Raw genomic sequence first — 23,930 nt, forward strand, 5'->3', positions numbered from 1 at the left:
CTGACTTACGCGTGAGCGGGTTCGCCCTTCGGGGCGGGCCCGCTTTCGCGTTCGGGTGCGGGCGGCACCGCGCGGGGTTGAGAGGATTGCTGGTGTGAGTGACGAAGTGAAGCCGGGCCTGGTCCGGGTGCGGATGGACCTTTCCTACGACGGAAGGGACTTCTCCGGGTGGGCCAAGCAGGCCGGCGGGCGGCGGACCGTCCAGGGGGAGATCGAGGACGCGCTGCGTACGGTGACGCGGTCCGCGGAGACGTATGAGCTCACCGTGGCCGGGCGGACGGACGCGGGGGTGCACGCGCGGGGGCAGGTGGCGCACGTGGATCTGCCCGTGGAGCTGTGGGCGGAGCACCGGGACAAGCTGCTGCGGCGGCTGGCCGGGCGGCTGCCGAAGGACGTCCGGGTGTGGCGGCTCGACGAGGCGCCGTACGGCTTCAACGCGCGGTTCTCGGCGATCTGGCGGCGCTACGCGTACCGGGTGACCGACCACCACGGCGGGGTGGACCCGCTGCTGCGCGGCCATGTGCTGTGGCATGACTGGGCGCTGGACGTCGAGGCGATGAACGAGGCCTCCCGGCCGCTGCTGGGCGAGCACGACTTCGCGGCGTACTGCAAGCGGCGGGAGGGCGCGACGACGATCCGTACTCTCCAGGAGCTGAGCTGGGTGCGCGGGGCGGACGGGATCATCACGGCGACCGTGCGCGCTGACGCCTTCTGCCACAACATGGTGCGGTCGCTGGTGGGGGCGATGCTGTTCGTCGGCGACGGGCACCGGCCCGTGGAGTGGCCCGGCAAGGTGCTGGCCGCCGGGGTGCGGGACTCCGCGGTGCATGTCGTACGGCCGCACGGGCTGACGCTGGAGGAGGTCGGCTACCCGGCCGACGAGCTGCTGATGGCGCGCAACCAGGAGGCGCGGAACAAGCGGACGCTGCCGGCGGGCGGCTGCTGCTGAGCGGCGGGCCGTACAGCCTCGTGGTGGCGCCGCCGGACCGGCGGCGCCACCCGGGGCGTCAGGACCGGCCGGCCTTCTTCTGCGCGTCCCTGAGCTGCTGCTCGCCGGCCTTCGCGGCCTGGTCCTTGCCGCGCTGGGTGATCCGGCCGAACGCGTAGGCGCCGCCGTCCCGGGCGATCTGCCGGGCCTTGGTCTCGGAGCCGGTGACGTCCTTGCCGTTGAGGTAGCCGGCGATGGTGAAGTAGGCGTAGCGGCCGGTGGCGTTGGTGGCCATCCGGCACTTCGTGCCCTGGCAGAAGTCCGAGGGCACCCCGCCGCCGGGCAGCGGCATGAGGTTGGCCTTGTTCTCGTTCATGACCTTGGCGGCCCTGGCGGGCGAGTCGAAGACCGCGATCCCGACGGTGACCGCGACGCCGCCCCTGGAGTACGTGGCCCGCAGCAGCTGCCGGCAGCCGTTGTGGGACAGCGAGGAGACCAGCGGGCCCTGAGCGGCGGCGGTGCAGTCCTTGGTGCTGGCGGTCTTGGTGCGCGGGTAGGAGTGCGCGCCGACGACCATGCTCTTCTGCGGGAAGAGGGTGGCGGGGGTCAGCGGCGCCTTGTCCTTCTTGGGGTCGGTGATGTAGTCCCGCGGGTTCGGCGGGGGCGGGACGGAGACGTCGGGGAAGGACGGCTTGTCGTCCGGCACGGTCTCCTCGGAGGCGGTGGGCGCCGCCGTGGCGCCGCCGCCCTTCGTGCCGCCGCCGGTCATGACGGCGGCGGTGACGATGCCGGCCACCGCCAGAGCGGCCACCACGCCGCCACCGATCCACATCCAGCGTTTCCGGCGGGCCGACGCCTCACTCTCCTCGGCGAGTGCGCCCCAGTCCGGCGTGGACGACGAAGAACCCCCGGGGCCGTCGAACGGCCCGCCTTGCCCAAAGCTCATGCCGCGCATCCTAATGGGGTTGGTGGACGGCGCGGCGGGCGGTCACAATCCGCTCATGGGACATCTTGAGGCCGGACATCTGGAGTACTACCTGCCGGACGGCAGGGTCCTGCTGGGGGACGTGTCCTTCCGGGTGGGGGAGGGCGCGTCGGTCGCGCTGGTGGGAGCCAACGGCGCCGGCAAGACGACGCTGCTGCGCCTGATCGCGGGGGAGCTGGAGCCGCACGGCGGGTCGGTGACGGTCAGCGGCGGGCTGGGCGTGATGCCGCAGTTCGTGGGGTCCGTACGGGACGAGCGCACGGTCCGTGACCTGCTGGTTTCCGTGGCGCAGCCGCGGATCAGGGAGGCCGCCGCCGCGGTGGACGCCGCCGAGCTGGCGATCATGACCGCCGAGGACGACGACGAGGCCGCGCAGATGGCCTACGCCCAGGCCCTCAGCGACTGGGCCGAGGCCCGCGGCTACGAGGCCGAGACCGCCTGGGACATCTGCACGACGGCGGCGCTGGGCATGCCGTACGAGAAGGCGCAGTGGCGGAAGGTGCGCACGCTGTCCGGCGGCGAGCAGAAGCGGCTGGTGCTGGAGTCGCTGCTGCGCGGTACGGACGAGGTGCTGCTGCTGGACGAGCCGGACAACTATCTGGACGTGCCGGGCAAGCGCTGGCTGGAGGAGCAGCTGCGGCAGACCCCCAAGACGGTGCTGTTCGTCTCGCACGACCGGGAGCTGCTGGCCCGTTCCGCCGAGAAGATCGTCAGCGTCGAGCCGGGCCCGGCGGGCTCCGACGTCTGGGTGCACGGCGGCGGGTTCGGCACCTACCACGAGGCCCGCAAGGAGCGCTTCGCCCGCTTCGAGGAGCTGCGGCGGCGCTGGGACGAGAAGCACGTCCAGCTGAAGCAGCTGGTGAACACGCTCAAGAACAAGGCGGCGTTCAACGACGGTCTGGCCTCCCGCTACCAGGCGGCGCAGACCCGGCTGCGGAAGTTCGAGGAGGCCGGGCCGCCGCCGGAGCCGCCGCGCGAGCAGGAGATCACGATGCGGCTGCGCGGCGGGCGCACCGGCGTGCGCGCGATCACCTGCGAGCAGCTGGAGCTCACCGGCCTCATGAAGCCCTTCTCCCTGGAGATCTTCTACGGCGAGCGGGTCGCGGTCCTGGGCTCCAACGGTTCCGGCAAGTCGCACTTCCTGCGGCTGCTGGCCGGCGGCGACGCCGCAGCCGAGAACCCCGTCGCGCACACCGGCGCCTGGAAGCTGGGCGCCCGGGTCGTCCCCGGCCACTTCGCGCAGACGCACGCCCACCCCGAGCTGATGGGCCGCACCCTGCTGGACGTCCTGTGGACCGAGCACGCCAAGGACAAGGGCCAGGCCATGTCCGCGCTGCGCCGCTACGAGCTGGAGAAGCAGGCCGAGCAGCGCTTCGAGCGGCTCTCCGGCGGCCAGCAGGCCCGCTTCCAGATCCTGCTGCTGGAGCTGGCCGGTACGACGGCCCTGCTGCTGGACGAGCCGACCGACAACCTGGACCTGGAGTCCGCCGAGGCGCTCCAGGAGGGGCTGGAGGCGTACGAGGGGACCGTGGTGGCGGTCACCCACGACCGCTGGTTCGCGCGCTCCTTCGACCGGTTCCTGGTCTTCGGCTCGGACGGGAGGGTGCGGGAGACGGCGGAGCCGGTGTGGGACGAGCGGAGGGTGGAGCGGGCACGCTAGCGGGGCGGGCGGTTGCCGGGCGCCCGGTGCGGCGTCCGCACGCCGGTTCGGGAGGCGTTTTGACCCCGCTGGGGACGGCCCGGTATTCTGCTGGTTCGTTATGCGTATTGGCTTGCTCTATCTCACGTGAGGGGCCCTTACGCCGGTCCCTGGGCCGATAACCAGCGGCGGACGATCGGGTTGCGTCACCCGTAGTGCCGCCCTGCTGTGTGTCAGCCATGGCGACCAGTACAGGACCCATTCACTCAGAAGCGAAGGCTAAGACGTGCGTACGTTCAGCCCCAAGCCCGGCGATGTCCAGCGCCAGTGGCACATCATTGACGCGCAGGACGTTGTCCTGGGCCGTCTGGCCACCCAGGCCGCGTCCCTCCTGCGGGGCAAGCACAAGCCGGTCTATGCGCCGCACGTTGACATGGGTGACTTCGTCATCATCGTCAACGCCGACAAGGTGCACCTGTCCGGCAACAAGCGGACCCAGAAGATGGCCTACCGCCACTCGGGCTTCCCGGGCGGTCTGCGCTCGGTCCGCTACGACGAGCTGCTCGACAAGAACCCCGAGAAGGCCGTCGAGAAGGCCATCAAGGGCATGCTCCCCAAGAACACCCTCGGCCGTCAGATGCTCTCGAAGCTGAAGGTCTACGCCGGTGCCGAGCACCCGCACGCTGCGCAGCAGCCGGTCCCGTTCGAGATCACCCAGGTCGCGCAGTAAGTCCGGCCACCCCCTAAGACGACAGAGAATTCTGAGGAGCATCGTGGCTGAGACCACCCCCGAGACCCCGCTGGACGAGGTCGAGGAGTACACCACCGAGACCGAGGTCGTGGAGTCGGAGTACACCTCCGAGTCCCTCGCGTCCCGCTTCGGCGACCCGCAGCCGGCGGCCGGCCTGGGCCGTCGCAAGAACGCCATCGCCCGCGTCCGGATCGTTCCGGGCACCGGCCAGTGGAAGATCAACGGCCGCACCCTTGAGGGCTACTTCCCCAACAAGGTGCACCAGCAGGAAGTCAACGAGCCCTTCAAGGTGCTCGAGCTGGACAACCGCTACGACGTGGTCGCCCGCATCTCCGGCGGCGGCATCTCCGGCCAGGCCGGTGCGCTGCGCCTGGGCGTGGCCCGTGCGCTGAACGAGGCGGACGTGGACAACAACCGCGGCGCGCTGAAGAAGGCCGGGTTCCTCAAGCGTGACGACCGTGCGGTCGAGCGCAAGAAGGCCGGTCTGAAGAAGGCCCGCAAGGCGCCGCAGTACAGCAAGCGCTAATCGCGCGCGCTGCACCATGCAGCCTTGGCGAACGCCCCGGTGGCACCTCCGTGCTGCCGGGGCGTTCGGCTATCCACGACCAGGGGCGTATACCTGGACTTAATGCTCTGGTCCAAGCTCATCTACTCGGAGGACACCAGTGGGACGACTCTTCGGCACGGACGGGGTGCGCGGTGTCGCCAATGCGGATCTGACGGCGGAGCTGGCGCTCGGTCTGTCGGTCGCGGCGGCGCATGTGCTCGCGGAAGCGGGCACGTTCGAAGGGCACCGGCCGGTGGCGGTGGTCGGACGTGATCCCCGCGCGTCCGGCGAGTTCCTGGAGGCCGCGGTCGTCGCGGGTCTGGCCAGCGCCGGTGTGGACGTGCTGCGGGTGGGGGTGCTCCCGACCCCGGCGGTCGCGTATCTGACCGGCTCGCTCGGTGCGGACCTCGGCGTGATGCTCTCCGCCAGCCACAACCCGATGCCCGACAACGGCATCAAGTTCTTCGCCCGCGGCGGTCACAAGCTCGCCGACGAGCTGGAGGACCGTATCGAGGAGACCTACCGCGCCCACAGCTCCGGTGAGCCCTGGGAGCGGCCGACCGGGGCCGGCGTGGGCCGGGTCACCGTCTACGACGAGGGCTTCGACAACTATGTCGCGCACCTCGTCGGGGTGCTGCCCAACCGCCTGGACGGGCTGAAGATCGTCATCGACGGGGCGCACGGGGCGGCGGCGCGGGTCTCGCCCGAGGCGTTCGCGCGGGCCGGTGCCGACGTCATCACGCTCGGCACCGACCCCGACGGCCTGAACATCAACGACGGCTGTGGCTCCACCCACCTCCAGCTGCTGCGCGACGCCGTCGTCGAGCACGGCGCCGACCTGGGCGTCGCCCACGACGGCGACGCGGACCGCTGCCTGGCCGTGGACCGCGAGGGCAACGAGATCGACGGCGACCAGATCCTGGCCGTCCTGGCGATCGGCATGCGCGAGGCGGACACGCTGCGCAAGAAGACCGTCGTCGCCACCGTGATGTCCAACCTCGGCTTCAAGCTGGCGATGGAGCGCGCGGGCATCGACCTCGTCCAGACCGCGGTCGGCGACCGCTACGTCCTGGAGGAGATGAAGGCGCACGGCTTCGCGCTGGGCGGCGAGCAGTCCGGGCACGTCATCGTGCTGGACCACGCCACCACCGGCGACGGCACGCTGACCGGGCTGATGCTGGCCGCGCGGGTCGCCGCGACCGGCCGGCCGCTGGCCGAGCTGGCGGGCGTCATGGAGCGGCTGCCGCAGATCCTGATCAACGTCCCCGACGTCGACAGGTCCCGGGTGGGCACCTCGCCCGAGGTGACCGCGGCGGTCGCCGAGGCGGAGCGGGAGCTGGGCGCCACCGGGCGGGTGCTGCTGCGGCCGTCCGGTACGGAGCCGCTGGTGCGGGTGATGGTGGAGGCCGCGGACATCGAGCAGGCGCGCGCGGTGGCCGAGCGGCTGGCGGACGTGGTCAAGTCGGCGCTGGGATGAGTGCCGGGGGCGGCCGCCGCGGCCGCCGTTGAGGCACCGGACGACCGGGTGCGGCCCCTCCGGCCGCACCGCGGGTTCCGCGGATTCTCCGGCCCCGCCCCGGGGTGGCATCTCGCCGCTCCGGGGCGGGGCCGTCCGCGTGGTGGCGTCCGCGGCTGGTGTGTCCGCGGCTGTTGCAGTCTCCGACTGCTGCGCTCCCGGCTACCGCGTGACCGGGGCCGTGTGGTGCCGGGCCCACAGGAGTTTCTGGGTGGCCAGGGTGAGGGTGCCGGCGAGGACGATGCCCACCAGGTTCAGCCCCAGCTGGGTGGAGGAGCCCCAGGTCTGCGCGTAGTCGCCGTAGGTGAAGGCGACGGCGGCGTTGGCGGCGGCGGGGACGGTCGTCACGGAGATGGCCACGCCCACCAGGGCGCCGGACTTCGCCGAGGTCAGCGAGAGGGTTCCGGCGACCCCGGCGAGGAAGGCCACCACGAACGACATCCAGTCCGGCTGCCAGATGAACGACGTATTGGGCCGCGGGCCCTCGACCCGGTGCTCGGTGAACAGCCCCACCGCGTCCATGAAGTAGCTGAAGCCGCAGGTCAGCACCATCGCCACGGCGAAGCCGACGACCAGCGCCAGCAGCGAGCGCCAGGCCAGCCGCGGGGCGCGCCGGACCAGGGCCGTACAGATTCCCGCCAGCGGGCCGAACTCCGGGCCGACCGCCATCGCGCCGACGATCAGAATGGCGTTGTCCAGCACCACACCGCAGGCCGCGATCATCGTGGCGAGGGTCAGGAACGCCAGGTAGGTGGCCGAGAGCGTGGACTCCTCGTGGGTGGCGTCGGCCAGCGACTCCCACAGCACGGCGTCCGCGCCCTCGCCGGGCGCCTCGTCCTCCGCCCGGTCGGCCCGCCGGGACAGCGACAGGTCGATGTGCTCGATCGCGATCGCCCCGGTCCTGTCGAGGCCCATCTCCCGCAGCCGGGCCAGCAGCCGGTCACCGGCCTCCCGCGCGACATCGCACAGCACCACATCGCCCCGTGGATCGCGGGCCGCCCCGCTCAGCACCACGAGATGGGTCGTCCCCACGGTCCGCTCCAGCAGATGGAGCACCTCGTCCGTACGGTCCGCAGGGACGATCAGGCGCAGATGCAGCACGGCGTTCGCCTTCCCTAGAGCTTGCGCAACGACAGCCGTTGCACCTTGTGGTCCGGACCCTTGCGCAGCACCAGGTTGGCGCGGCCGCGGGTCGGGGCGACGTTCTGCTGCAGATTGGGCTTGTTGACGGTGCGCCAGATCATCCGCGCATAGTCGAGGGCCTCGTCCTCGGAGACCTGGGTGTACTTGCGGAAGTACGAGAACGGGTTCTGGAAGGCGGTCTCGCGCAGCTTGCGGAAGCGCCCGAGGTACCACTTCTCGATGTCCTCGATGCGGGCGTCGACGTAGACGGAGAAGTCGAAGAAGTCGGCGAGCCCGAGGCGGGTGCGGCCGTCCTTGCCGGGCAGCGCCGGCTGGAGGACGTTCAGGCCCTCGACGATGAGGATGTCGGGGCGCTGCACGGTCAGCCGCTCGCCCGGCACGATGTCGTAGATCAGGTGGGAGTAGACCGGTGCGGTGACCTCGGCCCGGCCGGACTTCACATCCGCGACGAAGCGGGTCAGCGCCCGCCGGTCGTAGGACTCCGGGAAGCCCTTGCGGGACATCAGGCCGCGCCGGTGCAGCTCGGCGTTGGGGAACAGGAAACCGTCGGTGGTGACCAGCTCGACGCGCGGATGCTCGGGCCAGCGGGCCAGCAGCGCCTGCAGCAGCCGGGCGGTGGTGGACTTCCCGACCGCCACGCTGCCCGCGACCCCGATGACGAACGGGGTGCCGGGCTGGGGGCCGCCGCCCGCGTCGCCGAGGAAGGTGTTCAGCGCGCCGCGCAGACTGCTGCTGGCGCCGACATAGAGGTTGAGGAGCCGGGACAGCGGGAGATAGACCTCGCGTACCTCGTCGAGGTCGATGACATCGCCCAGGCCCCGCAGCTGTTCGACCTCGTCGGCCGTCAGGGGCAGCGGGGTCTTCTCCCGCAGGGCACTCCACTGGGCGCGTGTCAGGTCGACGTACGGGGAGCTGTCGGCGCGGCGTCGTTGCTGCGGATCGGTCGTCAGGGGCACGCGCCCATTGTGCGCAGGCGGCACCCGCCGTTCATCTCGGGGTGCCCGGCCGGAGGTCCTGAGGTGGTCTTGTGGATGTCGGGGTGGTCTTGGGTGATTCTCGGCAACCCTGTCTGTACCCGGCGGTTTTCGCCCGGTACGGTCGGCGGCGGGGAAGGGCCCGGACGCCGGGCCGCGGACGAAGGAGGGGGTGCGGGGTGCGCGCGCGTAAGGCCGGTCTGCTGGGACAGCGGCCGTGGGGGAGTACCACCGGCACGGATCACGACGGAGCCGACGGCACGACGGACGGCTTCGCCGCCCTGGTGTACGCCGAGCTGACCGAGGAACTGCCGGACGAGGACCTGGGCGAGGACCTCGCCGATTTCCTGGAACGCTACGAACCGTCCGACGGTCCCGGCGCCGACCCCGAGGCGGACGAGGAGTCGCTGGAGACGGTGCGGGAGGCGCACGAGCGGATAACGCGGGGGTATTGAGGGGCGGCGGGCCTACGGGTCGGCGTCCTCAACTCGGTGGCAGATCAGCCACGTTGGCTGTGGGCGTCATGTCATGTCTCCACCGGTTCAGGCGCCGGAGAGTCTCACGCCGCCACCCTCACGGGACGGCCCCCGGGCAACGGTCCAGCAGGCAACGGTCCAGGGCGATGATGAGGGGAGGAGAAGACTTCTGAGGCTCGGTCAGAGCCCCAGGACCGAAGCGTGAGGGATATTTTTCGGATGACTCGGACCCGTGTCGTCAATGTCTGCCTGGTGGCGGCCGGTGGGGGAGTGGCGGCCGCCGTGGTGTGCGCGTTGATGCGGCCCTCCACGCCGCTGCCGCGGTGGGATCTCCTGGGGTGTCTGGCGCTGACGGTGGTCGGGCTGGTGGGTGCCCTGAGGTGCCTGCGGCCGGGCTCCGTCGCTCAGGCGGGCCGGGCCGGGACGCGTAGGCACTGGTGGCCCGGTCAGAACTACGGGTGGATCGTCGCGGGGTTGTGGGCCACCGTCATCCCGGTGGGGCTGTTCTTCTACGCCGCCATATCCTTCTCGCCGGAAGCCGCCCGGATCGTTGAGGCCAAGGGGGGCATCCAGGCGGTGTCCGTCCAGAAGGTGCTCTCGTCCGAGTACGTGCGGGAAAAACACTCCGGGCATTATGAGGTCGCCGCCCGGGTCTCCGTGCCGTTCGACGCCGAGACCAGGTCCGAGAGGGTGGAGTTCACCTCGGAGCGCCAGGTGAGGCGCGGCGAAAAGGTCTGGGCGCTGTATGCGCCGGCCGCGGCGGATCTCGGGGTTCTCGCTGACGGTGACCGCGCGGCCCTGGAAGAGAAGACGGGTGGCTCCGCTCAAGGGGGCATCGTGTTCGTCGTTCTGTTCCTGGCGGGTTGCTCGCTGCTCTGGGGCCTGTATTTCGGCGGTTTCCCCAAGGCCTCCCGGGGGCTGCGGCGTCCGCTCGGGAAGGGGGTGTGCCGCTCGCTTCCTGTCACGGTGAACAGCGTGGGGGTGGTGGCGGACAGCACCACGGACACCAAGGGCGTCACGACCACCCGGCCGAAGCCCGGTGTGGGGTTCGACGGGTACGAGTGGGATCTCCTGCTTGATCCGGCGATCGACCCGTCGCAGCTTTCCCTGGAGATCAGGGGACGTGAGGCGAAGCTGTACTGGGTGAAATTCGCCGCCGACCGCCCGGGGACGAAGAGGGTGCGGGCGATGCTGGTGCTGGACGGGCGACGGTGTGTGCAGGGCGTCCTCAGGGTTTCCGGGGAATCGGAGTGCCCCGAGGGCGCCCCCGTACCGGCCGTCGCGTGCCTCCCCGAGGGGGACGGTCTGCGGGCGGTTCGTACGTACCCGGCATGGGACCCGAAGCTGCATGCCAAGGGGCTGTGGTGGCTCGTGGCCGGGGTTGTCGCCCTCGGTGCCGTCGTAAGCGGTGTCGGACGGTGGGGGGCCGGCCTCCTGTGTCTCGCCGCGTTCGGCTGTCTCCTCGTCGCCCGCATGGCGATGAAGGACAGCCGTACGCGGTACCTGGAGGGCCTCCTGTCCGGCCCCGGGCCTGACGCCGGTCGGTGAGCGTTCCCGCGAGGCCGCACGGCGGGCCTCGGCCCGGGGCGCAGCCCGGCGTTGAGGGCGGTCGGTCCGGCTGCCGAGCCGACCGCGTTGCCGTACCACCGCTGGGCAGGACGCTGCGCGTACGCTGCCCTCATGTGCGGAATCGTGGGATATGTGGGCGGGCAGAGTGCCCTTGATGTCGTTCTGGCCGGGCTGAAGCGGCTGGAGTACCGCGGGTATGACTCCGCGGGGGTGGCCGTGCTGGCGGATGGTGGGCTGGCGGCGGCGAAGAAGGCCGGGAAACTCGCCAACCTGGAGAAGGAGCTGGCGGACCGTCCGCTGCCGGCCGGTTCGACGGGGATCGGGCACACGCGGTGGGCGACGCACGGCGGGCCCACCGACGAGAACGCCCATCCGCATCTGGACAACGCCGGGCGGGTCTCGGTCGTGCACAACGGCATCATCGAGAACTTCGCCGGGCTGCGCTCCGAACTCACCGACCGTGGGCACGAGTTGGAGTCCGAGACGGACACCGAGGTCGTGGCGCACCTGCTCGCCGAGTGCTACTCGTCGTGCGGGGAGCTGGCCGAGGCGATGCGGCAGGTGTGCCGGCGGCTGGAGGGCGCGTTCACGCTGGTCGCGGTGCATGCCGACGAGCCGGATGTGGTGGTCGGGGCGCGCCGGAACTCGCCGCTGGTGGTGGGTGTCGGGGACGGGGAGGCCTTCCTCGCCTCGGATGTGGCGGCGTTCATCGCGCACACGAGGGAAGCCGTCGAGCTGGGCCAGGACCAGGTCGTGGAGCTGCGCCGGGACGGGGTGACGGTCACCGACTTCGACGGGGCGCCCGCCGAGGTGCGGGAGTACCACGTCGACTGGGACGCCTCGGCCGCCGAGAAGGGCGGCTACGACTACTTCATGCTCAAGGAGATCGCGGAGCAGCCCAAGGCCGTCGCGGACACCCTGCTGGGCCGGATCGACGCGTCGGGTGTGCTGTCCCTGGACGAGGTGCGGATTCCGCCGGAGGTGCTGCGCGAGGTCGACAAGGTCGTCATCGTGGCCTGCGGGACGGCGTTCCACGCGGGGATGATCGCCAAGTACGCGATCGAGCACTGGACGCGGATTCCGTGCGAGACCGAGCTGGCCAGCGAGTTCCGCTACCGCGACCCGATCCTGGACCGGCACACGCTGGTGATCGCGATCAGCCAGTCCGGCGAGACCATGGACACCCTGATGGCGCTGCGGCACGCGCGGGAGCAGGGGGCCAAGGTGCTGGCCATCTGCAACACGAACGGGTCGACGATTCCGCGGGAGTCGGACGCGGTGCTGTACACACACGCCGGGCCCGAGGTGGCGGTGGCCTCGACCAAGGCGTTCCTGACCCAGCTGGTGGCCTGCTACCTGGTGGCGCTGTACGTCGCGCAGGTGCGGGGCACGAAGTGGGGCGACGAGATCCGGGCCGTGGTGCGCGAACTGGCGGCCATCGGCACCCAGGTCGAGCAGGTGCTGGGCACGATGGAGCCGGTGCGGGAGCTGGCACGCAGCCTCGCGGACAAGAACACGGTGCTCTTCCTCGGGCGGCACGTGGGCTATCCGGTGGCGCTGGAGGGCGCGCTGAAGCTCAAGGAGCTCGCGTACATGCACGCGGAGGGCTTCGCGGCCGGGGAGCTCAAGCACGGGCCGATCGCGCTGATCGAGGACGATCTGCCGGTGGTGGTGGTCGTGCCGTCACCGCGGGGGCGGTCCGTGCTGCACGACAAGATCGTGTCGAACATCCAGGAGATCCGGGCCCGGGGGGCGCGGACCATCGTGATCGCGGAGGAGGGTGACGAGACGGTGGTGCCGTACGCGGACCACCTCGTGCGGATTCCGCGGACGCCGGTGCTGCTGCAGCCGCTGGTGTCCACCGTCCCGCTCCAGGTCTTCGCCTGTGAGCTGGCCACCGCCCGCGGCAACGAGGTCGACCAGCCGCGCAACCTCGCCAAGTCGGTGACGGTGGAATGATCATCGGGGTCGGGATCGACGTCGCCGAGATCGACCGGTTCGGGGCGGCGCTGGAGCGTACGCCGGAGCTGGCGCGGCGGCTGTTCATCGACGAGGAGCTGATACTTCCGAGCGGTGAACGGCGTGGTGTGGCCTCCCTGGCGGCGCGGTTCGCCGCCAAGGAGGCGGTCGCCAAGGCGCTGGGCGCGCCGGCCGGGCTGCACTGGACCGACGCCGAGGTGTACGTCGAGGACAGCGGGCAGCCGCGGCTGCGGGTGCGGGGCACGGTCGAGGCGCGGGCCGCGGAGCTGGGGGTGCGGTCATGGCATGTCTCGCTGAGCCATGACGCGGGAGTTGCTTCCGCCGTGGTGATCGCCGAGGGGTGAGACTGGAGGTATGAGGACTGCCTACAGCGTGGAGACCGTACGGGCCGCCGAGCGGGAGCTGATGGCCCGGCTGCCCGAGGGGGCCCTGATGCGGCGGGCGGCGGCCGGACTGGCCGTGGCCTGCGGGGAGTTGCTGGGCAAGGTGTACGGCAGCCGGGTGGTGCTGCTGGTGGGCAGCGGCGACAACGGCGGGGACGCGCTGTACGCCGGTGCCCGGCTGGCCCGGCGGGGGGCCGGGGTGGCGGCGGTGCTGCTGTCGCCCGAACGGGCCCACCCGGGCGGGCTGGCCGCGCTGCGGGCGGCCGGCGGGCGGGTCTCGGACGACCCGCCGCGCGACCTCGCGCGCTCCGATCTGGTCGTGGACGGCATCGTCGGCATCGGGGGACGGGGCGGGCTGCGCCCGGAGGCCGCGCAACTCGCGCGGGCGGCACGGGAGTCGGCGCCCGTGGTGGCGGTCGACCTGCCCAGCGGGGTGGACGCGGACAGCGGTGAGGTGCACGGGGACGCCGTACGGGCCGATGCGACGGTGACGTTCGGGGCGTACAAGCCGGGGCTGCTGATCGATCCGGCGCGGGAGCGGGCCGGTGCGCTGCGGCTGGTGGACATCGGGCTGACGCTGCCCCGGGACGCCGCGCTGGAGGCGCTGCAGCACGCGGACGTGGCGGAGCTGCTGCCGCGTCCGGCGCCGGAGAGCGACAAGTACCGGCGGGGCGTGGTCGGGGTGGTCGCCGGGTCCGCGCGGTATCCGGGGGCGGCGGTGCTCGCGGTGGCGGGCGCGCTGCGCGGCGGCGCGGGGGCCGTGCGGTACGTCGGGCCGGCCGCCGAGGCGGTGCTGGCGCACTTCCCGGAGACGCTGGTGCACCCCGGGCCGCCGGACAAGGCGGGCCGGGTGCAGTCCTGGGTGATCGGGCCCGGCATCGGGGAGGAGGCGGAGGCGCTGGAGGACGTGCTCGCGGCGGACGTGCCGGTGCTGGTGGACGCGGACGGCCTGCGGTTCCTGACGCCGCAGCGCGTCCGTGAGCGCACCGCCGAGACCCTGCTGACCCCGCACGCGGGGGAGGCCGCCGCGCTGCTCGGCCGCGGCCGCGAGGAGATCGAGGCGGCACGGCTGTCCTCCGTACGGGAGTTGGCGGCGCGGTACGGCGCGACGGTGCTGCTCAAGGGCTCGACGACGCTGGTCGCGGCGGCGGACGGCCCGGTACGGGCCAACCCCACCGGGACGGGCTGGCTGGCGACGGCCGGGAGCGGGGACGTGCTGTCCGGGGTGACCGGGTCGCTGCTGGCCGCGGGGCTCGCGGCGCGGGACGCCGGCTCGGTCGGCGCGTATCTGCACGGGCTGGCGGCCCGCCGCGCGGCCGGACGGTCCGGCGCGCCGATCCTGGCCTCCGAGGTCGCCGCCCATCTGGACGCCGCCTGGCGCGATGTGACGGACTGACAGCTCCCGGGCGGCGTTACGCCCGGCGGGGGAACGGTGCGGGCACCAGGGCGAACCTGGCGTCCGGTGGGCTTGTACGACCGGGCGCCCACGGCATGCGTGAGGGCATGAGACGTTCCCTTTCGGCGCTGCTGGTCTGCGCCTCGCTCCTCGTTGTCGCCGGGCCGCCCGCGGTGGCCGTGGCGCCGTCGCCCGCGCGGGCCGTGACGTCCCCGGCCGCCGCGCACCGGCTGCCCGACCTGGTACCCGGGCTCCCGCGCGCACAGCGGGCGGCCACCGGCGCCCGGCACACCGAGTACGTGCCGCGGACCGAGGCCGCCCGCGCCGGCCTCCGGGCACCGCGGTGCAGCGCCTCCACCGGGCCCTACCAGCGGCTGACGGAGGGCTACCTGGGGCGGCAGGTGGACGGGCGGCAGAGCGCGGGGGACTGCCGGGCGATCCGGCGCTTCCAGCGGGAGCACCGCATCGCGCCGGCGACCGGGTTCGCCGGTCCGGTCACCGGGGCGACGGTGCGGCTGATGCGGGCCAGGAAGGACCCCAACCGGGACGGCCACTGCCCCGCCCTCGCGCAGCGGACCGCGTGCGTCGACCTGAACCGGCAGCTGATGTGGGTGCAGCAGAGCGGGCGGGTGATCCTCGAACCGATGGTGATCCGGTCCGGTGCGCCGACGATGGAGACCCGCACCGGCTCGTACCGGATCTACCTGCGGCACCGGCGGCACATCTCGAACCTGTACGGCACGCGGATGCCGTACGCCCAGTTCTTCGACCGCGGGGAGGCGCTGCACGGCGTCTACGAGGACATCTTCTCGGGGCCCGGCTCGCACGGCTGCGTCAACCTCACGATGACGGACGCGCGGAGGGCGTGGGAAGTGCTGAGGAAGGGCGACACCGTGTACGTCTGGGGGCGGAAGCCCGGCGTGTGAGCACGGTTTCCCCGCCCGTCCCCCGGGGCCCCGCGGCGTCGCCTGCGACACTGAGGGGGATGAACGAGACAGCAATGCGCGCCCGCGCCGCCATCGACCTCGCCGCCGTGCGGTCGAACGTCCGTGCGCTGCGGGCCCGCGCACCCCGGGCAGAGCTGATGGCCGTGGTCAAGTCCGACGGCTACGGACACGGGGCGGTGCGCTGCGGGCGCGCCGCCCGTGAGGCCGGTGCCGCCTGGCTGGGCACGGCGCTGCCCGAGGAGGCCTTCGCGCTGCGCGCGGCCGGTGACACCGGGCGGCTGATGTGCTGGCTGTGGACGCCGGGCGGCCCCTGGCGCCGGGCCATCGAGCAGGACATCGAGATCTCGGTCAGCGGGCTGTGGGCGCTGCGCGAGGTGACCGCGGCGGCGCGCGAGTGCGGCCGGACCGCCCGCGTCCAGCTCAAGGTCGACACCGGGCTCGGCCGCAACGGCTGCGCCCTCGCCGACTGGCCGGAACTGACCACCGCGGCCCGCGCCGCCGAGGCCGACGGCACGGTGACCGTCACCGGCGTCTGGTCGCACTTCGCCTGCGCCGACGAGCCAGGACACCCCTCGATCGCCGCCCAGCTGGCCGCCTTCCAGGAGGCGTTGGGCACCGCCGAGAAGGCCGGACTGCGCCCCGAGGTGCGGCACATCGCCAACACCCCGGCGCTGCTCACCCTCCCCGAGGCGCACTTCGACCTGGTCCGTACCGGCATCGGCATCTACGGCATCTCGCCCAGCCCCGAGGTCGGCACCTCCGCTGAGCTGGGGCTGCGGCCCGCGATGACGCTGGAGGCCGCGCTGGCGTCGGTCAAGCGCGTCCCGGGCGGCCACGGCGTGTCGTACGGGCACCACTACACGACGCCCGGCGAGACCACCCTGGCGCTGGTCCCGCTCGGCTACGCGGACGGCATCCCGCGGCACGCCTCCGGCACCGGCCCGGTGCTGGTCGCCGGCAAGTGGCGGACGGTCGCCGGGCGGATCGCGATGGACCAGTTCGTGGTCGACCTGGGCGGGGACAGCGCCGCGCCGGGCGATCCGGCGGTGCTGTTCGGCCCGGGGGACCGCGGTGAGCCGACCGCGGAGGACTGGGCCAGAGTGGCCGGAACCATCGGCTACGAGATCGTCACGCGGATCGGAACCCGGGTCCCGCGCGTCTATGTGGACAGCGGCACGCCGAGCGAGGCCGAAGGAGACAGCGCGCTCACGGGGGGTACGGCATGACCGAGGGACAGGACGCCGCCGTGGAGGCGGTCGAGACGGCCGTCGAGGCGGCCGGGAACTGGGCACGGGCCGGCCGGCACGCCGGTGTGGCCGGAGCCGCGATCGGCGTGGTCGCGGCGGGTGCCGCGGCCGGGGTGGCGATAGAGCGGATGACGGTCGGCCGCGGGATGCGCCGCCGGGCCCGGCTCGCGCTGGACGCCGCCGGCCCGTACGGCACGCTGCGCGGCACACCGGGCGCGGCGATCGCCGAGGACGGCACCGAGCTGTACTACGAGGTCGACGAGCCCGGCGTGGAGACGGCCCGGCCGGAGAAGGACGACCGGACGAAGGCCAGGAACGGCAAGGGCGGCAAGGCCGCCCGGTCCGCCAAGCCGGTCCGCGGCAAGGAGGCACGGGCCGCGCAGGAGGCGCACGGCGGCCTGCGCAAGCGGCTGACCGCGGCGCTGGGCCGGCGCGGCCAGGCCCCCACGGTCGTCTTCAGCCACGGCTACTGCCTCAGCCAGGACTCCTGGCACTTCCAGCGCTCCGCCCTGCGCGGCACGGTGCGCACCGTCCACTGGGACCAGCGCAGCCACGGCCGCTCCTCGCGCGGCCACGGCCAGATCGACGGCACGGAACCGGTCACCATCGACCTGCTGGGCCGGGACCTGAAGGCGGTGCTGGACGCCGCGGTCCCCGAGGGGCAGATCGTGCTGGTCGGGCACTCCATGGGCGGGATGACGGTGATGGCGCTGGCCGACCAGTTCCCCGAGTACGTCGCGGAGCGGGTGGTCGGGGTGGCCCTGATCGGCACGTCGGCGGGCCGGCTCAGCGAGGTCGGCTTCGGGCTGCCGTCGATGGGCGTCAAGGCCTTCCACTGGCTCGCGCCGGGCGTGCTGAAGGCGCTGGGCTGGCAGCGCGAGATCGTCGAGCGCGGCCGCCGGGCCACCGCCGACCTCTTCGCCGGGCTGATCAAGCGGTACTCGTTCGGGACGCCGGAGAAGGTGGACCCGGGCATCGCGCGGTTCGGCGAACGGCTGATCGAGGCGACTCCGATCGACGTGGTCGCCGAGTTCTTCCCGGCGTTCGCGGTGCATGACAAGACCGAGGCGCTGGTGGCGTACGACGCGGTGCCCGCCCTGGTGCTCGCCGGGGAGAGCGACCTGATCACCCCGGCCGACCACAGCCGGGCGATCGCCGAGGTGCTGCCCGACGCGGAGCTGGTGTGCGTCCCCGGGGCCGGTCACCTGGTGATGCTGGAGCGGCCCGAGCTGGTCAACGAGCACCTGGTGTCGCTGGTGGAACGGGCGGGCGCGGCGGCCCGCACCTCCCGGCACGCACGCGCCTGAGCGGACGGCCCGGCGGGCACCGGTGCGGCGGGCCGGTGCCCGGCAGGGTGGCGGCCGGGAGAGGGACAGGCCGTACCATTTGCGGCATGAGCACCACCGGCGCGATGGCGCACGTTACCGTCAAGTCCCCCGCACAGATGCAGGAGTTGGGCCGCCGTCTGGCCCCGCTGCTGCGCCCCGGCGACCTGGTCCTGCTCACCGGTGAGCTGGGAGCCGGCAAAACGACGCTGACCCGCGGCCTGGGCGAGGGCCTGGGCGTCCGCGGCGCCGTCACCTCCCCCACCTTCGTCATCGCCCGGGTGCACCCCTCGCTGGCCGGCGGCCCCCCGCTGGTGCACGTCGACGCGTACCGGCTCGGCGGCGGGCTGGACGAGATGGAGGACCTGGACCTCGATGTCTCGCTGCCGGAGTCGGTGGTGGTCGTGGAGTGGGGCGACGGCAAGGTCGAGGAGTTGTCCGAGGACCGGCTGCACGTGGTCATCGGCCGGGCCGTGGGTGCCGACGCCCCGGGTGGTCCGGACGGGGCCCTGGAGGACGACGTCGACGATGTGCGCGAGGTGACGGTCACCGGCCTCGGCGCGCGCTGGGCGGACGCCGGGCTGCCCGCGCTGGAGGCCTGCTGACGGCGGGGCCGGTGGTCGCGGCAGGGATTCCGCCCGGCCGCGGAGGCCGCCGGACGTCCGTAGTTTCCGACAAGCCGTCGGTAAGATGTTGCGTACCCGGTGCCGGGCGTGGTCACATGGGTGGAGACCCCAGTTAGGTATGCCTAAGTAGTAAGCCTAGCTTCTGTCGCTTGCCCCAGGAGCCCCGGGAGGCGTCCATGTCGGCCCACCAGCACTGCCCCACGCCCGAGGGGCGTGCGGGCATCCCCGTCGCGGCGGCCGGGCGCGATCCGCGCGAGGCGCCGACCATGAACGAACTGCTGGCCGCGTGCGCCGCGGCCAGCGCGGTCTCCACGCCCCCCGACGCCGCCGAGGAAGCCCGTCAGAGCGACACCACGCCACCGGCGGACGAGCCGGAGGCGGAGGAGGAGCAGCCCCGGTCTTCGGCGGCGTCCACCAAAGGCCGCGACGCGGCGTAGCCCGTAGGGGCGAACGGGCCGCCGGGGAGCCGCGCGGTCAGGAGACCACGACGACCTTGGTGCCGGTGGGCGCGAAGTCCCACATCGCCTTGCCGTCCGCGCGCGACTGACGGATACCGCCGGTCTTCGCCGTCGCGCCCGGGTCGGGCCGGGAGCCGTCGACGGCCGCGCTGAAGCCGACCGTGACGCCGCTGACAGCGGCGAACCGCACGACGTGCTCGATCGCGATCCCGTCCGAGCCGGTGACGCTGACCGACCGCGAGCCGACCGGGTACGACCCCGGCTGCGGGCTCACCGCGCTCGGCGCGACCCGGAACGTCCGCAGCGCCTTGTTCCGCGCGTCGACCAGCCAGACCCGCTTGGCGCCGAGCGCGTAGACGATCCGCTTGCCCTGGCCGGACGCCGCGGGCACCGGGGCCGGTGCGGGGGCCTTGTCCTTCTTGGCGGGCCGGTGCGCGTGCTTCCCGGCGGCGCTGTGGCGGTTGTCCTTACGGGCCTGGGCCAGGCTGTCCGGGGCGGAGGCCGCGGCCTGGTAGCCGAGCACTCCGACCGCGACCAGGGCCGCCGTGGTCAGCGCGGTGACGATCGTGCTGCTCTTAGCGGGCACCGCTGTGCCACCTTTCCTCGCTGTCCCCGCCGGCGGGGAGTCCCGGGCCTGGATGCCGGGCTGCTTGCTGCTGGGCTACGGGGCGACGGTAGCACCGGGAACGGGGACCACCCGCCGAGCCGTAGTCTTGAGGACGTGCTGCTGCTAGCTCTTGACACCGCCACCCCCGCCGTCACCGTCGCGCTCCATGACGGCACCCGCGTCCTCGCCGAGTCCCGCCAGGTGGACGCGCGCCGGCACGGCGAACTGCTGCTGCCCGCCGTCGACCGGGTGCTGGCGGAGGCCGGCCACCAGCTTGACGCGGTCAGCGACATCGTGGTCGGCGTGGGCCCGGGACCGTACACGGGGCTGCGCGTCGGCCTGGTGACCGCCGCCACGTTCGGCGCCGCGCTCGGCGTGCCCGTCCACGGCCTGTGCACCCTGGACGGCCTCGCCCACGCCTCCGGGCTGACCGAGCCCTTCGTCGTGGCCACCGACGCCCGCCGCAAGGAGGTCTACTGGGCGCGTTACGCCGATGCCCGCACCCGGCTGACCGAGCCGGCCGTCGACCGCCCCGCCGACCTCGCCGACCAAGTGGCCGGCGTCCCGGCCGTGGGCGCGGGCGCGGTGCTCTACGACACGGTCTTCACCGGCGTACGGCGCGAGGCCCCCGAGCACCAGTCCGCCGGCGCGCTGGCCGCGCTGGCCGCCGGGAAGCTCGCGGCGGGCGAGGAGCTGCTGCCGCCGCGGCCGCTGTACCTGCGGCGCCCGGACGCCCAGGTCCCCGCCAACTACAAGGTGGTCACTCCCCGGTGACCGCCTGCCCGCCGTCCGGCCAGTGCTCCCCGGCGCCACCGTCCGGCGGCCCCGCGCTGCGCGAGATGCGCTGGTGGGACATCGCGCCGGTGCTGGAGCTGGAGCGCGAGCTGTTCCCCGAGGACGCCTGGTCGCCGGGCATGTTCTGGTCCGAGCTGGCACATGCGCGCGGGCCGTTCGCCACCCGCCGCTACCTCGTCGCCGAGCAGGACGGCAGGCTGGTCGGCTACGGCGGGCTGGCCGCCATCGACGGCACCGGCGACGTCCAGACCATCGCCACCGCCCGCGACCAGTGGGGCACCGGCCTCGGCGCCCGGCTCCTGACCGAACTCCTCGGCGCCGCGACCGACTTCGAATGCCATGAGGTGCTGCTGGAGGTACGGGTCGACAACCTCCGCGCCCAGCGCCTCTACGAGCGCTTCGGCTTCGAGCCGATCGGCTTCCGCCGCGGCTACTACCAGCCCGGCAACGTCGACGCCCTCGTGATGCGCCGCACCACCCAGACCTCCTCCGAAGCACCCTCCGTACAAGGAACTTGAGAACCATGGCTGACTCACGCGGCGGACCGCTCGTCCTCGGCATCGAGACCTCCTGCGACGAGACCGGTGTCGGCATCGTCCGCGGCCACACCCTCCTGGCCGACGCGGTCGCCTCCAGCGTCGACGAGCACGCCCGCTTCGGCGGCGTGGTGCCGGAGGTGGCCTCGCGCGCCCACCTGGAGGCGATGGTCCCCACCATCCAGCGGGCCCTGAAGGACGCCGGCGTCGCCGCCTCCGACCTGGACGGGATCGCGGTCACCGCCGGACCGGGCCTGGCCGGTGCGCTGCTGGTCGGCGTCTCGGCCGCCAAGGCGTACGCCTACGCCCTCGGCAAGCCGCTCTACGGCGTCAACCACCTCGCCTCGCACATCTGTGTCGACCAGCTGGAACACGGCGCGCTGCCGGAGCCGACGATGGCGCTGCTGGTGAGCGGCGGCCACTCCTCCCTCCTGCTGGCCCCGGACATCACCTCCGACGTACGCCCCCTGGGCTCGACGATCGACGACGCGGCGGGCGAGGCCTTCGACAAGATCGCGCGGGTGCTGCACCTCGGCTTCCCCGGCGGCCCGGTCATCGACCGCTACGCCCGCGAGGGCAACCCCGACGCGATCCGCTTCCCGCGCGGGCTGACCGGCCCCCGCGACCCGGTCTACGACTTCTCCTTCTCCGGCCTGAAGACCGCCGTGGCCCGCTGGATCGAGGCTAAGCGGGCGGCCGGTGAGGAGGTGCCGGTGGCGGACGTCTCGGCGTCCTTCCAGGAGGCCGTGGTGGACGTGCTGACCCGTAAGGCCGTCCGGGCCTGCAAGGACAACGGCGTGGACCACCTGATGATCGGCGGCGGGGTCGCGGCCAACTCCCGGCTGCGGGCGATGGCCCAGCGCCGCTGCGAGGACGCCGGCATCACCCTGCGGGTGCCGCGGCCCAAGCTGTGCACCGACAACGGTGCGATGGTCGCCGCCCTGGGTGCCGAGATGGTGGCCCGCAACCGGCCGGCCTCGGCCTGGGACCTCTCCGCGGACTCCTCGCTCCCGGTCACCGAACCCCATGTGCCCGGCGAGTTCCCCGAGGACGCACCCGCGCACCACCACCACGACCACGATCACGTCCACGAGATGAGCAAGCACAACCTCTACTCGTGACGCCCGGCGAGGGCTCGTTTTGTCCTTCTGCGAGTCCTCGCCGCCGCCCCCGCCCCGGTGTCCGGCCCGAGGTCTTACCCTGACTTGCAGCATCGAGCGAGTGCGTGGGGAGGCGGCAGGCCGTGGACTGGTTCTGGTGGGTCTTCATCTTCTTCATGGCGGGCGGCTTCGCGAAGGTCGCCGACACCGCCCGCACCGCGCTGCGCACCCGGCACGAACGCAGGATGGAACGCCTGGAGAGCGCCCGCCACGAACGGCAGGAACTGGCCGCCGCGCAGAAGCCGCCGGAGCCGGTGTGCGGCTGCACCCACCATCTCGCCAAGCATGACAAGAAGGGCAAGTGTCATGAGCGGGTCGAGGTGGCGGTCGCCTGGGACGCCGACCACAGGCCGGTGCAGTACGAGGCGGGCCAGTGCACCTGCCAGCAGTACATCGGCCCGCAGCCGCTGTCCCAGATCTACGCCGAGGACCTCACCGACCTGGCGTGACCGGGTCCGTGGCCGGGTGCCCCAGCAGCATCGTGGGGGCCCCGGCGACCCGGGTGAGGAAGATCGTGCAGGACTTGCGGCCGCCGCCCAGCTTCAGCTTCCTGCGCAGCTCCTCGGGTTCCACCGCGGAGCCCCGCTTCTTGATCACCGCGATCCCGACCTCGCGCTCCCGCAGCAGCGCCTTGAGCCTCTTGAGGTGGAACGGCAGCACATCGGTGATCGCGTAGGCGGTCGCGTACGGCGTCTCCGTCAGCCGGTCCGCGGTGATGTAGGCGATCGTCGGGTCGATCAGCCGCCCCTCGACCTGCCGGGCGACGTCCGCGACGAGATGCGCCCGGATCACCGCCCCGTCCGGCTCGTACAGCCAGTCGCCGACCGGGCCGACCGGCGCCTGCGGCGCGTCGTCGCCCGCGGACGGGTCCGGCAGCCCGGTGCCGAGCAGGGAGTGCCCGGCGGGCAGCAGCGTGGCGCGACGGCCGCCGGGCACCGGGCGGGGCGCCGCGCCCCGGCCCGCCCCGAACCACACCACGGCCTCCTTGACGTCACCGCCGTCCGAGATCCACTCCGTCTCGGCGTCCTCCGGCAGCGCCTCGTGCGGCACCCCCGGCGCGATCTTCAGCGCCGCGACCGGTGCGCTGCGGGCCGCCTCCACGGCCCATGACAGCGGCGGCGCGTACGCCTCCGGATCGAAGATCCGCCCACCCGTGGCCCGGCCACCGCCCCTCACCGAGGCGCTGCGCGCCGCCCCCTTTTCCCGCGCCTTGCTCCGCCGCGCCGGGTCGACGAACACCGCGTCGTACCCGGCGGTGTCCACCTCCGTCACATCCGCGCAGCGCACCTCGATCAGCTCCGCGAGCCCCAGCGCCTCGGCGTTGGCCCGCGCCGCCGCACACGCCAACGGGTCGCGGTCCACGGCCAGTACCCGGATTCCGGCCCGTGCCAGCGCCAGCGCGTCGCCGCCGATGCCGCAGCACAGGTCGGCCAGCGAACGGATGCCCAGTGCGGCGAGGCGGGTGGCGCGGTGGGTGGCGACCGTGGTGCGGGTGGACTGCTCGACACCGTTCGGCGTGAAGTACATCCGCCAGGCGTCCGCCCCGAACTTCGCCACCGCCCGCTGCCGTAGCCGGGCCTGCCCGAGCGCCGCGGAGACCAGCTCCGCCGGGTGGTCCCGTCGCAGCCGGGTGGCTGCCGCCAGCTCGTCCGCCGGGTCGTGGTCCCGCAACTCGGCCAGCAGGGTCTGCCCCTCCGGGGCGAGGAGGCGGTGAAAGGTGTCGAGGTCGTTCACGACCTCATTGTCTCCCCACGTTGTCGGCTTTCCCTCCGTGGTGGCCTCTCGCCGTTTGCGGGTCCGCTGCGCGGGGCGTGGGTGCGGGTGATGCTTGTCGGTTCCTCGCCGTTGCGCCTGCGGCGGGCGGGTGGTTGTCGGGTGCGGTGACGGGCCTCCGGGGCCTGGTGTGTGGACTGCTTCGCTTTACGTCCACACACCAGGCCCC

General features: G+C 72.9%; 24 protein-coding genes. 19 read left to right on the forward strand and 5 right to left on the reverse strand.

Annotated features, from left to right (window positions below; translation table 11 throughout):
* The first annotated feature begins 94 nt into the window (after nucleotides 1–94).
* On the forward strand, nucleotides 95–949 hold the full coding sequence (gene truA / locus ACWC9R_RS16570; protein ID WP_450732159.1) for a tRNA pseudouridine(38-40) synthase TruA: 855 nt from the start codon (nucleotides 95–97) through the stop codon (nucleotides 947–949).
* Nucleotides 950–1,007: 58 nt separating this feature from the next.
* Here the strand turns inward: truA and ACWC9R_RS16575 are convergent, their stop codons facing one another.
* Entirely contained in the window at nucleotides 1,008–1,874 is an 867-nt protein-coding gene (locus ACWC9R_RS16575; RefSeq protein ID WP_450732160.1) for a hypothetical protein, read from the reverse strand.
* 55 nt (nucleotides 1,875–1,929) lie between these two features.
* Here ACWC9R_RS16575 and ACWC9R_RS16580 point away from each other — a divergent pair, with 55 nt between their 5' ends.
* The 4 genes from ACWC9R_RS16580 (at nucleotide 1,930) to glmM (ending at nucleotide 6,327) form a co-directional block, all read left to right on the forward strand.
* Nucleotides 1,930–3,573, forward strand: coding sequence for an ABC-F family ATP-binding cassette domain-containing protein (locus ACWC9R_RS16580; protein WP_450732162.1), 1,644 nt, complete (start codon nucleotides 1,930–1,932; stop codon nucleotides 3,571–3,573).
* A gap of 265 nt (nucleotides 3,574–3,838) precedes the next feature.
* Nucleotides 3,839–4,282 carry a 50S ribosomal protein L13 gene (gene rplM / locus ACWC9R_RS16585; protein ID WP_006604900.1) on the forward strand — a complete coding sequence of 148 codons (444 nt, stop codon included), beginning with the start codon at nucleotides 3,839–3,841 and terminating at the stop codon, nucleotides 4,280–4,282.
* Between the two features lie 43 nt (nucleotides 4,283–4,325).
* Complete coding sequence (rpsI, locus tag ACWC9R_RS16590; protein WP_086719508.1) at nucleotides 4,326–4,829, forward strand: 30S ribosomal protein S9; 504 nt, start codon at nucleotides 4,326–4,328, stop codon at nucleotides 4,827–4,829.
* 139 nt (nucleotides 4,830–4,968) lie between these two features.
* Nucleotides 4,969–6,327, forward strand: a complete 1,359-nt coding sequence (gene glmM, locus ACWC9R_RS16595; protein WP_450732164.1) for a phosphoglucosamine mutase — start codon at nucleotides 4,969–4,971, stop codon at nucleotides 6,325–6,327.
* Between the two features lie 201 nt (nucleotides 6,328–6,528).
* Here glmM and ACWC9R_RS16600 read toward each other — a convergent pair whose 3' ends face one another.
* Complete coding sequence (locus ACWC9R_RS16600) at nucleotides 6,529–7,467, reverse strand: DUF389 domain-containing protein (RefSeq protein WP_450732166.1); 939 nt, start codon at nucleotides 7,465–7,467, stop codon at nucleotides 6,529–6,531.
* A gap of 14 nt (nucleotides 7,468–7,481) precedes the next feature.
* Nucleotides 7,482–8,465: a type I pantothenate kinase gene (coaA, locus tag ACWC9R_RS16605; RefSeq protein WP_450732168.1), complete on the reverse strand. Its 984-nt coding sequence runs from the start codon at nucleotides 8,463–8,465 to the stop codon at nucleotides 7,482–7,484.
* 197 nt (nucleotides 8,466–8,662) lie between these two features.
* Here coaA and ACWC9R_RS16610 point away from each other — a divergent pair, with 197 nt between their 5' ends.
* The 10 genes from ACWC9R_RS16610 (at nucleotide 8,663) to ACWC9R_RS16655 (ending at nucleotide 18,869) form a co-directional block, all read left to right on the forward strand.
* Nucleotides 8,663–8,938 (forward strand): hypothetical protein, encoded by a 276-nt coding sequence (locus ACWC9R_RS16610; RefSeq protein WP_393365494.1) that lies wholly within the window; start codon nucleotides 8,663–8,665, stop codon nucleotides 8,936–8,938.
* A 240-nt stretch (nucleotides 8,939–9,178) separates the two neighbouring features.
* Nucleotides 9,179–10,507: a hypothetical protein gene (locus ACWC9R_RS16615; protein ID WP_450732169.1), complete on the forward strand. Its 1,329-nt coding sequence runs from the start codon at nucleotides 9,179–9,181 to the stop codon at nucleotides 10,505–10,507.
* Nucleotides 10,508–10,639: 132 nt separating this feature from the next.
* A complete protein-coding gene (gene glmS, locus ACWC9R_RS16620; protein ID WP_450732171.1) occupies nucleotides 10,640–12,487 on the forward strand; it encodes a glutamine--fructose-6-phosphate transaminase (isomerizing) in 1,848 nt (615 codons plus the stop codon).
* Nucleotides 12,484–12,852, forward strand: coding sequence for a holo-ACP synthase (locus ACWC9R_RS16625; protein WP_362605988.1), 369 nt, complete (start codon nucleotides 12,484–12,486; stop codon nucleotides 12,850–12,852). The genes glmS and ACWC9R_RS16625 overlap by 4 nt, the downstream gene beginning before the upstream one ends.
* Nucleotides 12,853–12,862: 10 nt before the next feature.
* On the forward strand, nucleotides 12,863–14,287 hold the full coding sequence (locus ACWC9R_RS16630; RefSeq protein ID WP_450732173.1) for an NAD(P)H-hydrate dehydratase: 1,425 nt from the start codon (nucleotides 12,863–12,865) through the stop codon (nucleotides 14,285–14,287).
* A 107-nt stretch (nucleotides 14,288–14,394) separates the two neighbouring features.
* A complete protein-coding gene (locus ACWC9R_RS16635) occupies nucleotides 14,395–15,213 on the forward strand; it encodes a L,D-transpeptidase family protein (protein ID WP_450732175.1) in 819 nt (272 codons plus the stop codon).
* Nucleotides 15,214–15,272: 59 nt separating this feature from the next.
* Nucleotides 15,273–16,460 (forward strand): alanine racemase, encoded by a 1,188-nt coding sequence (alr, locus tag ACWC9R_RS16640; RefSeq protein ID WP_450732176.1) that lies wholly within the window; start codon nucleotides 15,273–15,275, stop codon nucleotides 16,458–16,460.
* The gene (locus ACWC9R_RS16645) at nucleotides 16,457–17,788 is read left to right on the forward strand and encodes an alpha/beta fold hydrolase (protein WP_450732178.1); all 1,332 of its coding nucleotides are present in this window, start codon (nucleotides 16,457–16,459) and stop codon (nucleotides 17,786–17,788) included. The genes alr and ACWC9R_RS16645 overlap by 4 nt, the downstream gene beginning before the upstream one ends.
* 86 nt (nucleotides 17,789–17,874) lie before the next feature.
* Entirely contained in the window at nucleotides 17,875–18,411 is a 537-nt protein-coding gene (gene tsaE / locus ACWC9R_RS16650; protein WP_362606000.1) for a tRNA (adenosine(37)-N6)-threonylcarbamoyltransferase complex ATPase subunit type 1 TsaE, read from the forward strand.
* A 170-nt stretch (nucleotides 18,412–18,581) separates the two neighbouring features.
* On the forward strand, nucleotides 18,582–18,869 hold the full coding sequence (locus ACWC9R_RS16655) for a hypothetical protein (RefSeq protein WP_450732180.1): 288 nt from the start codon (nucleotides 18,582–18,584) through the stop codon (nucleotides 18,867–18,869).
* A 37-nt stretch (nucleotides 18,870–18,906) separates the two neighbouring features.
* On the opposite strand, the gene ACWC9R_RS16660 is transcribed toward ACWC9R_RS16655, so the two are convergent.
* A complete protein-coding gene (locus tag ACWC9R_RS16660; protein WP_450732181.1) occupies nucleotides 18,907–19,476 on the reverse strand; it encodes a hypothetical protein in 570 nt (189 codons plus the stop codon).
* A 135-nt stretch (nucleotides 19,477–19,611) separates the two neighbouring features.
* Here ACWC9R_RS16660 and tsaB point away from each other — a divergent pair, with 135 nt between their 5' ends.
* The 4 genes from tsaB to ACWC9R_RS16680 all read left to right on the forward strand — a co-directional run bounded on the left by tsaB (nucleotide 19,612) and on the right by ACWC9R_RS16680 (nucleotide 22,437).
* Nucleotides 19,612–20,271: a tRNA (adenosine(37)-N6)-threonylcarbamoyltransferase complex dimerization subunit type 1 TsaB gene (tsaB, locus tag ACWC9R_RS16665; protein WP_450732183.1), complete on the forward strand. Its 660-nt coding sequence runs from the start codon at nucleotides 19,612–19,614 to the stop codon at nucleotides 20,269–20,271.
* Nucleotides 20,272–20,336: 65 nt separating this feature from the next.
* Nucleotides 20,337–20,810: a ribosomal protein S18-alanine N-acetyltransferase gene (gene rimI / locus ACWC9R_RS16670; protein ID WP_450732198.1), complete on the forward strand. Its 474-nt coding sequence runs from the start codon at nucleotides 20,337–20,339 to the stop codon at nucleotides 20,808–20,810.
* A gap of 5 nt (nucleotides 20,811–20,815) precedes the next feature.
* Nucleotides 20,816–21,949 (forward strand): tRNA (adenosine(37)-N6)-threonylcarbamoyltransferase complex transferase subunit TsaD, encoded by a 1,134-nt coding sequence (tsaD, locus tag ACWC9R_RS16675; RefSeq protein ID WP_362606010.1) that lies wholly within the window; start codon nucleotides 20,816–20,818, stop codon nucleotides 21,947–21,949.
* A 122-nt stretch (nucleotides 21,950–22,071) separates the two neighbouring features.
* The gene (locus ACWC9R_RS16680; RefSeq protein ID WP_450732185.1) at nucleotides 22,072–22,437 is read left to right on the forward strand and encodes a hypothetical protein; all 366 of its coding nucleotides are present in this window, start codon (nucleotides 22,072–22,074) and stop codon (nucleotides 22,435–22,437) included.
* Here the strand turns inward: ACWC9R_RS16680 and ACWC9R_RS16685 are convergent.
* A complete protein-coding gene (locus tag ACWC9R_RS16685) occupies nucleotides 22,421–23,722 on the reverse strand; it encodes a class I SAM-dependent methyltransferase (RefSeq protein WP_450732186.1) in 1,302 nt (433 codons plus the stop codon). The two genes, ACWC9R_RS16680 and ACWC9R_RS16685, sit on opposite strands and share 17 nt — an antisense overlap.
* Between the last annotated feature and the right edge of the window lie 208 nt (nucleotides 23,723–23,930).

The organism is Streptomyces sp. NPDC001219, assembly GCF_053597915.1.

Coding starts and splice junctions, on each gene's coding strand:
- rimI (WP_450732198.1), top strand. CDS start 20,337: ATGCGCTGGTGGGACATCGCGCCGGTGCTGGAGCTGGAGCGCGAGCTG.
- alr (WP_450732176.1), top strand. CDS start 15,273: ATGAACGAGACAGCAATGCGCGCCCGCGCCGCCATCGACCTCGCCGCC.
- tsaD (WP_362606010.1), top strand. CDS start 20,816: ATGGCTGACTCACGCGGCGGACCGCTCGTCCTCGGCATCGAGACCTCC.
- ACWC9R_RS16635 (WP_450732175.1), top strand. CDS start 14,395: ATGAGACGTTCCCTTTCGGCGCTGCTGGTCTGCGCCTCGCTCCTCGTT.
- glmS (WP_450732171.1), top strand. CDS start 10,640: ATGTGCGGAATCGTGGGATATGTGGGCGGGCAGAGTGCCCTTGATGTC.
- ACWC9R_RS16645 (WP_450732178.1), top strand. CDS start 16,457: ATGACCGAGGGACAGGACGCCGCCGTGGAGGCGGTCGAGACGGCCGTC.
- ACWC9R_RS16625 (WP_362605988.1), top strand. CDS start 12,484: ATGATCATCGGGGTCGGGATCGACGTCGCCGAGATCGACCGGTTCGGG.
- ACWC9R_RS16630 (WP_450732173.1), top strand. CDS start 12,863: ATGAGGACTGCCTACAGCGTGGAGACCGTACGGGCCGCCGAGCGGGAG.
- ACWC9R_RS16615 (WP_450732169.1), top strand. CDS start 9,179: ATGACTCGGACCCGTGTCGTCAATGTCTGCCTGGTGGCGGCCGGTGGG.
- ACWC9R_RS16575 (WP_450732160.1), bottom strand. CDS start 1,874: ATGAGCTTTGGGCAAGGCGGGCCGTTCGACGGCCCCGGGGGTTCTTCG.
- tsaE (WP_362606000.1), top strand. CDS start 17,875: ATGAGCACCACCGGCGCGATGGCGCACGTTACCGTCAAGTCCCCCGCA.
- ACWC9R_RS16580 (WP_450732162.1), top strand. CDS start 1,930: ATGGGACATCTTGAGGCCGGACATCTGGAGTACTACCTGCCGGACGGC.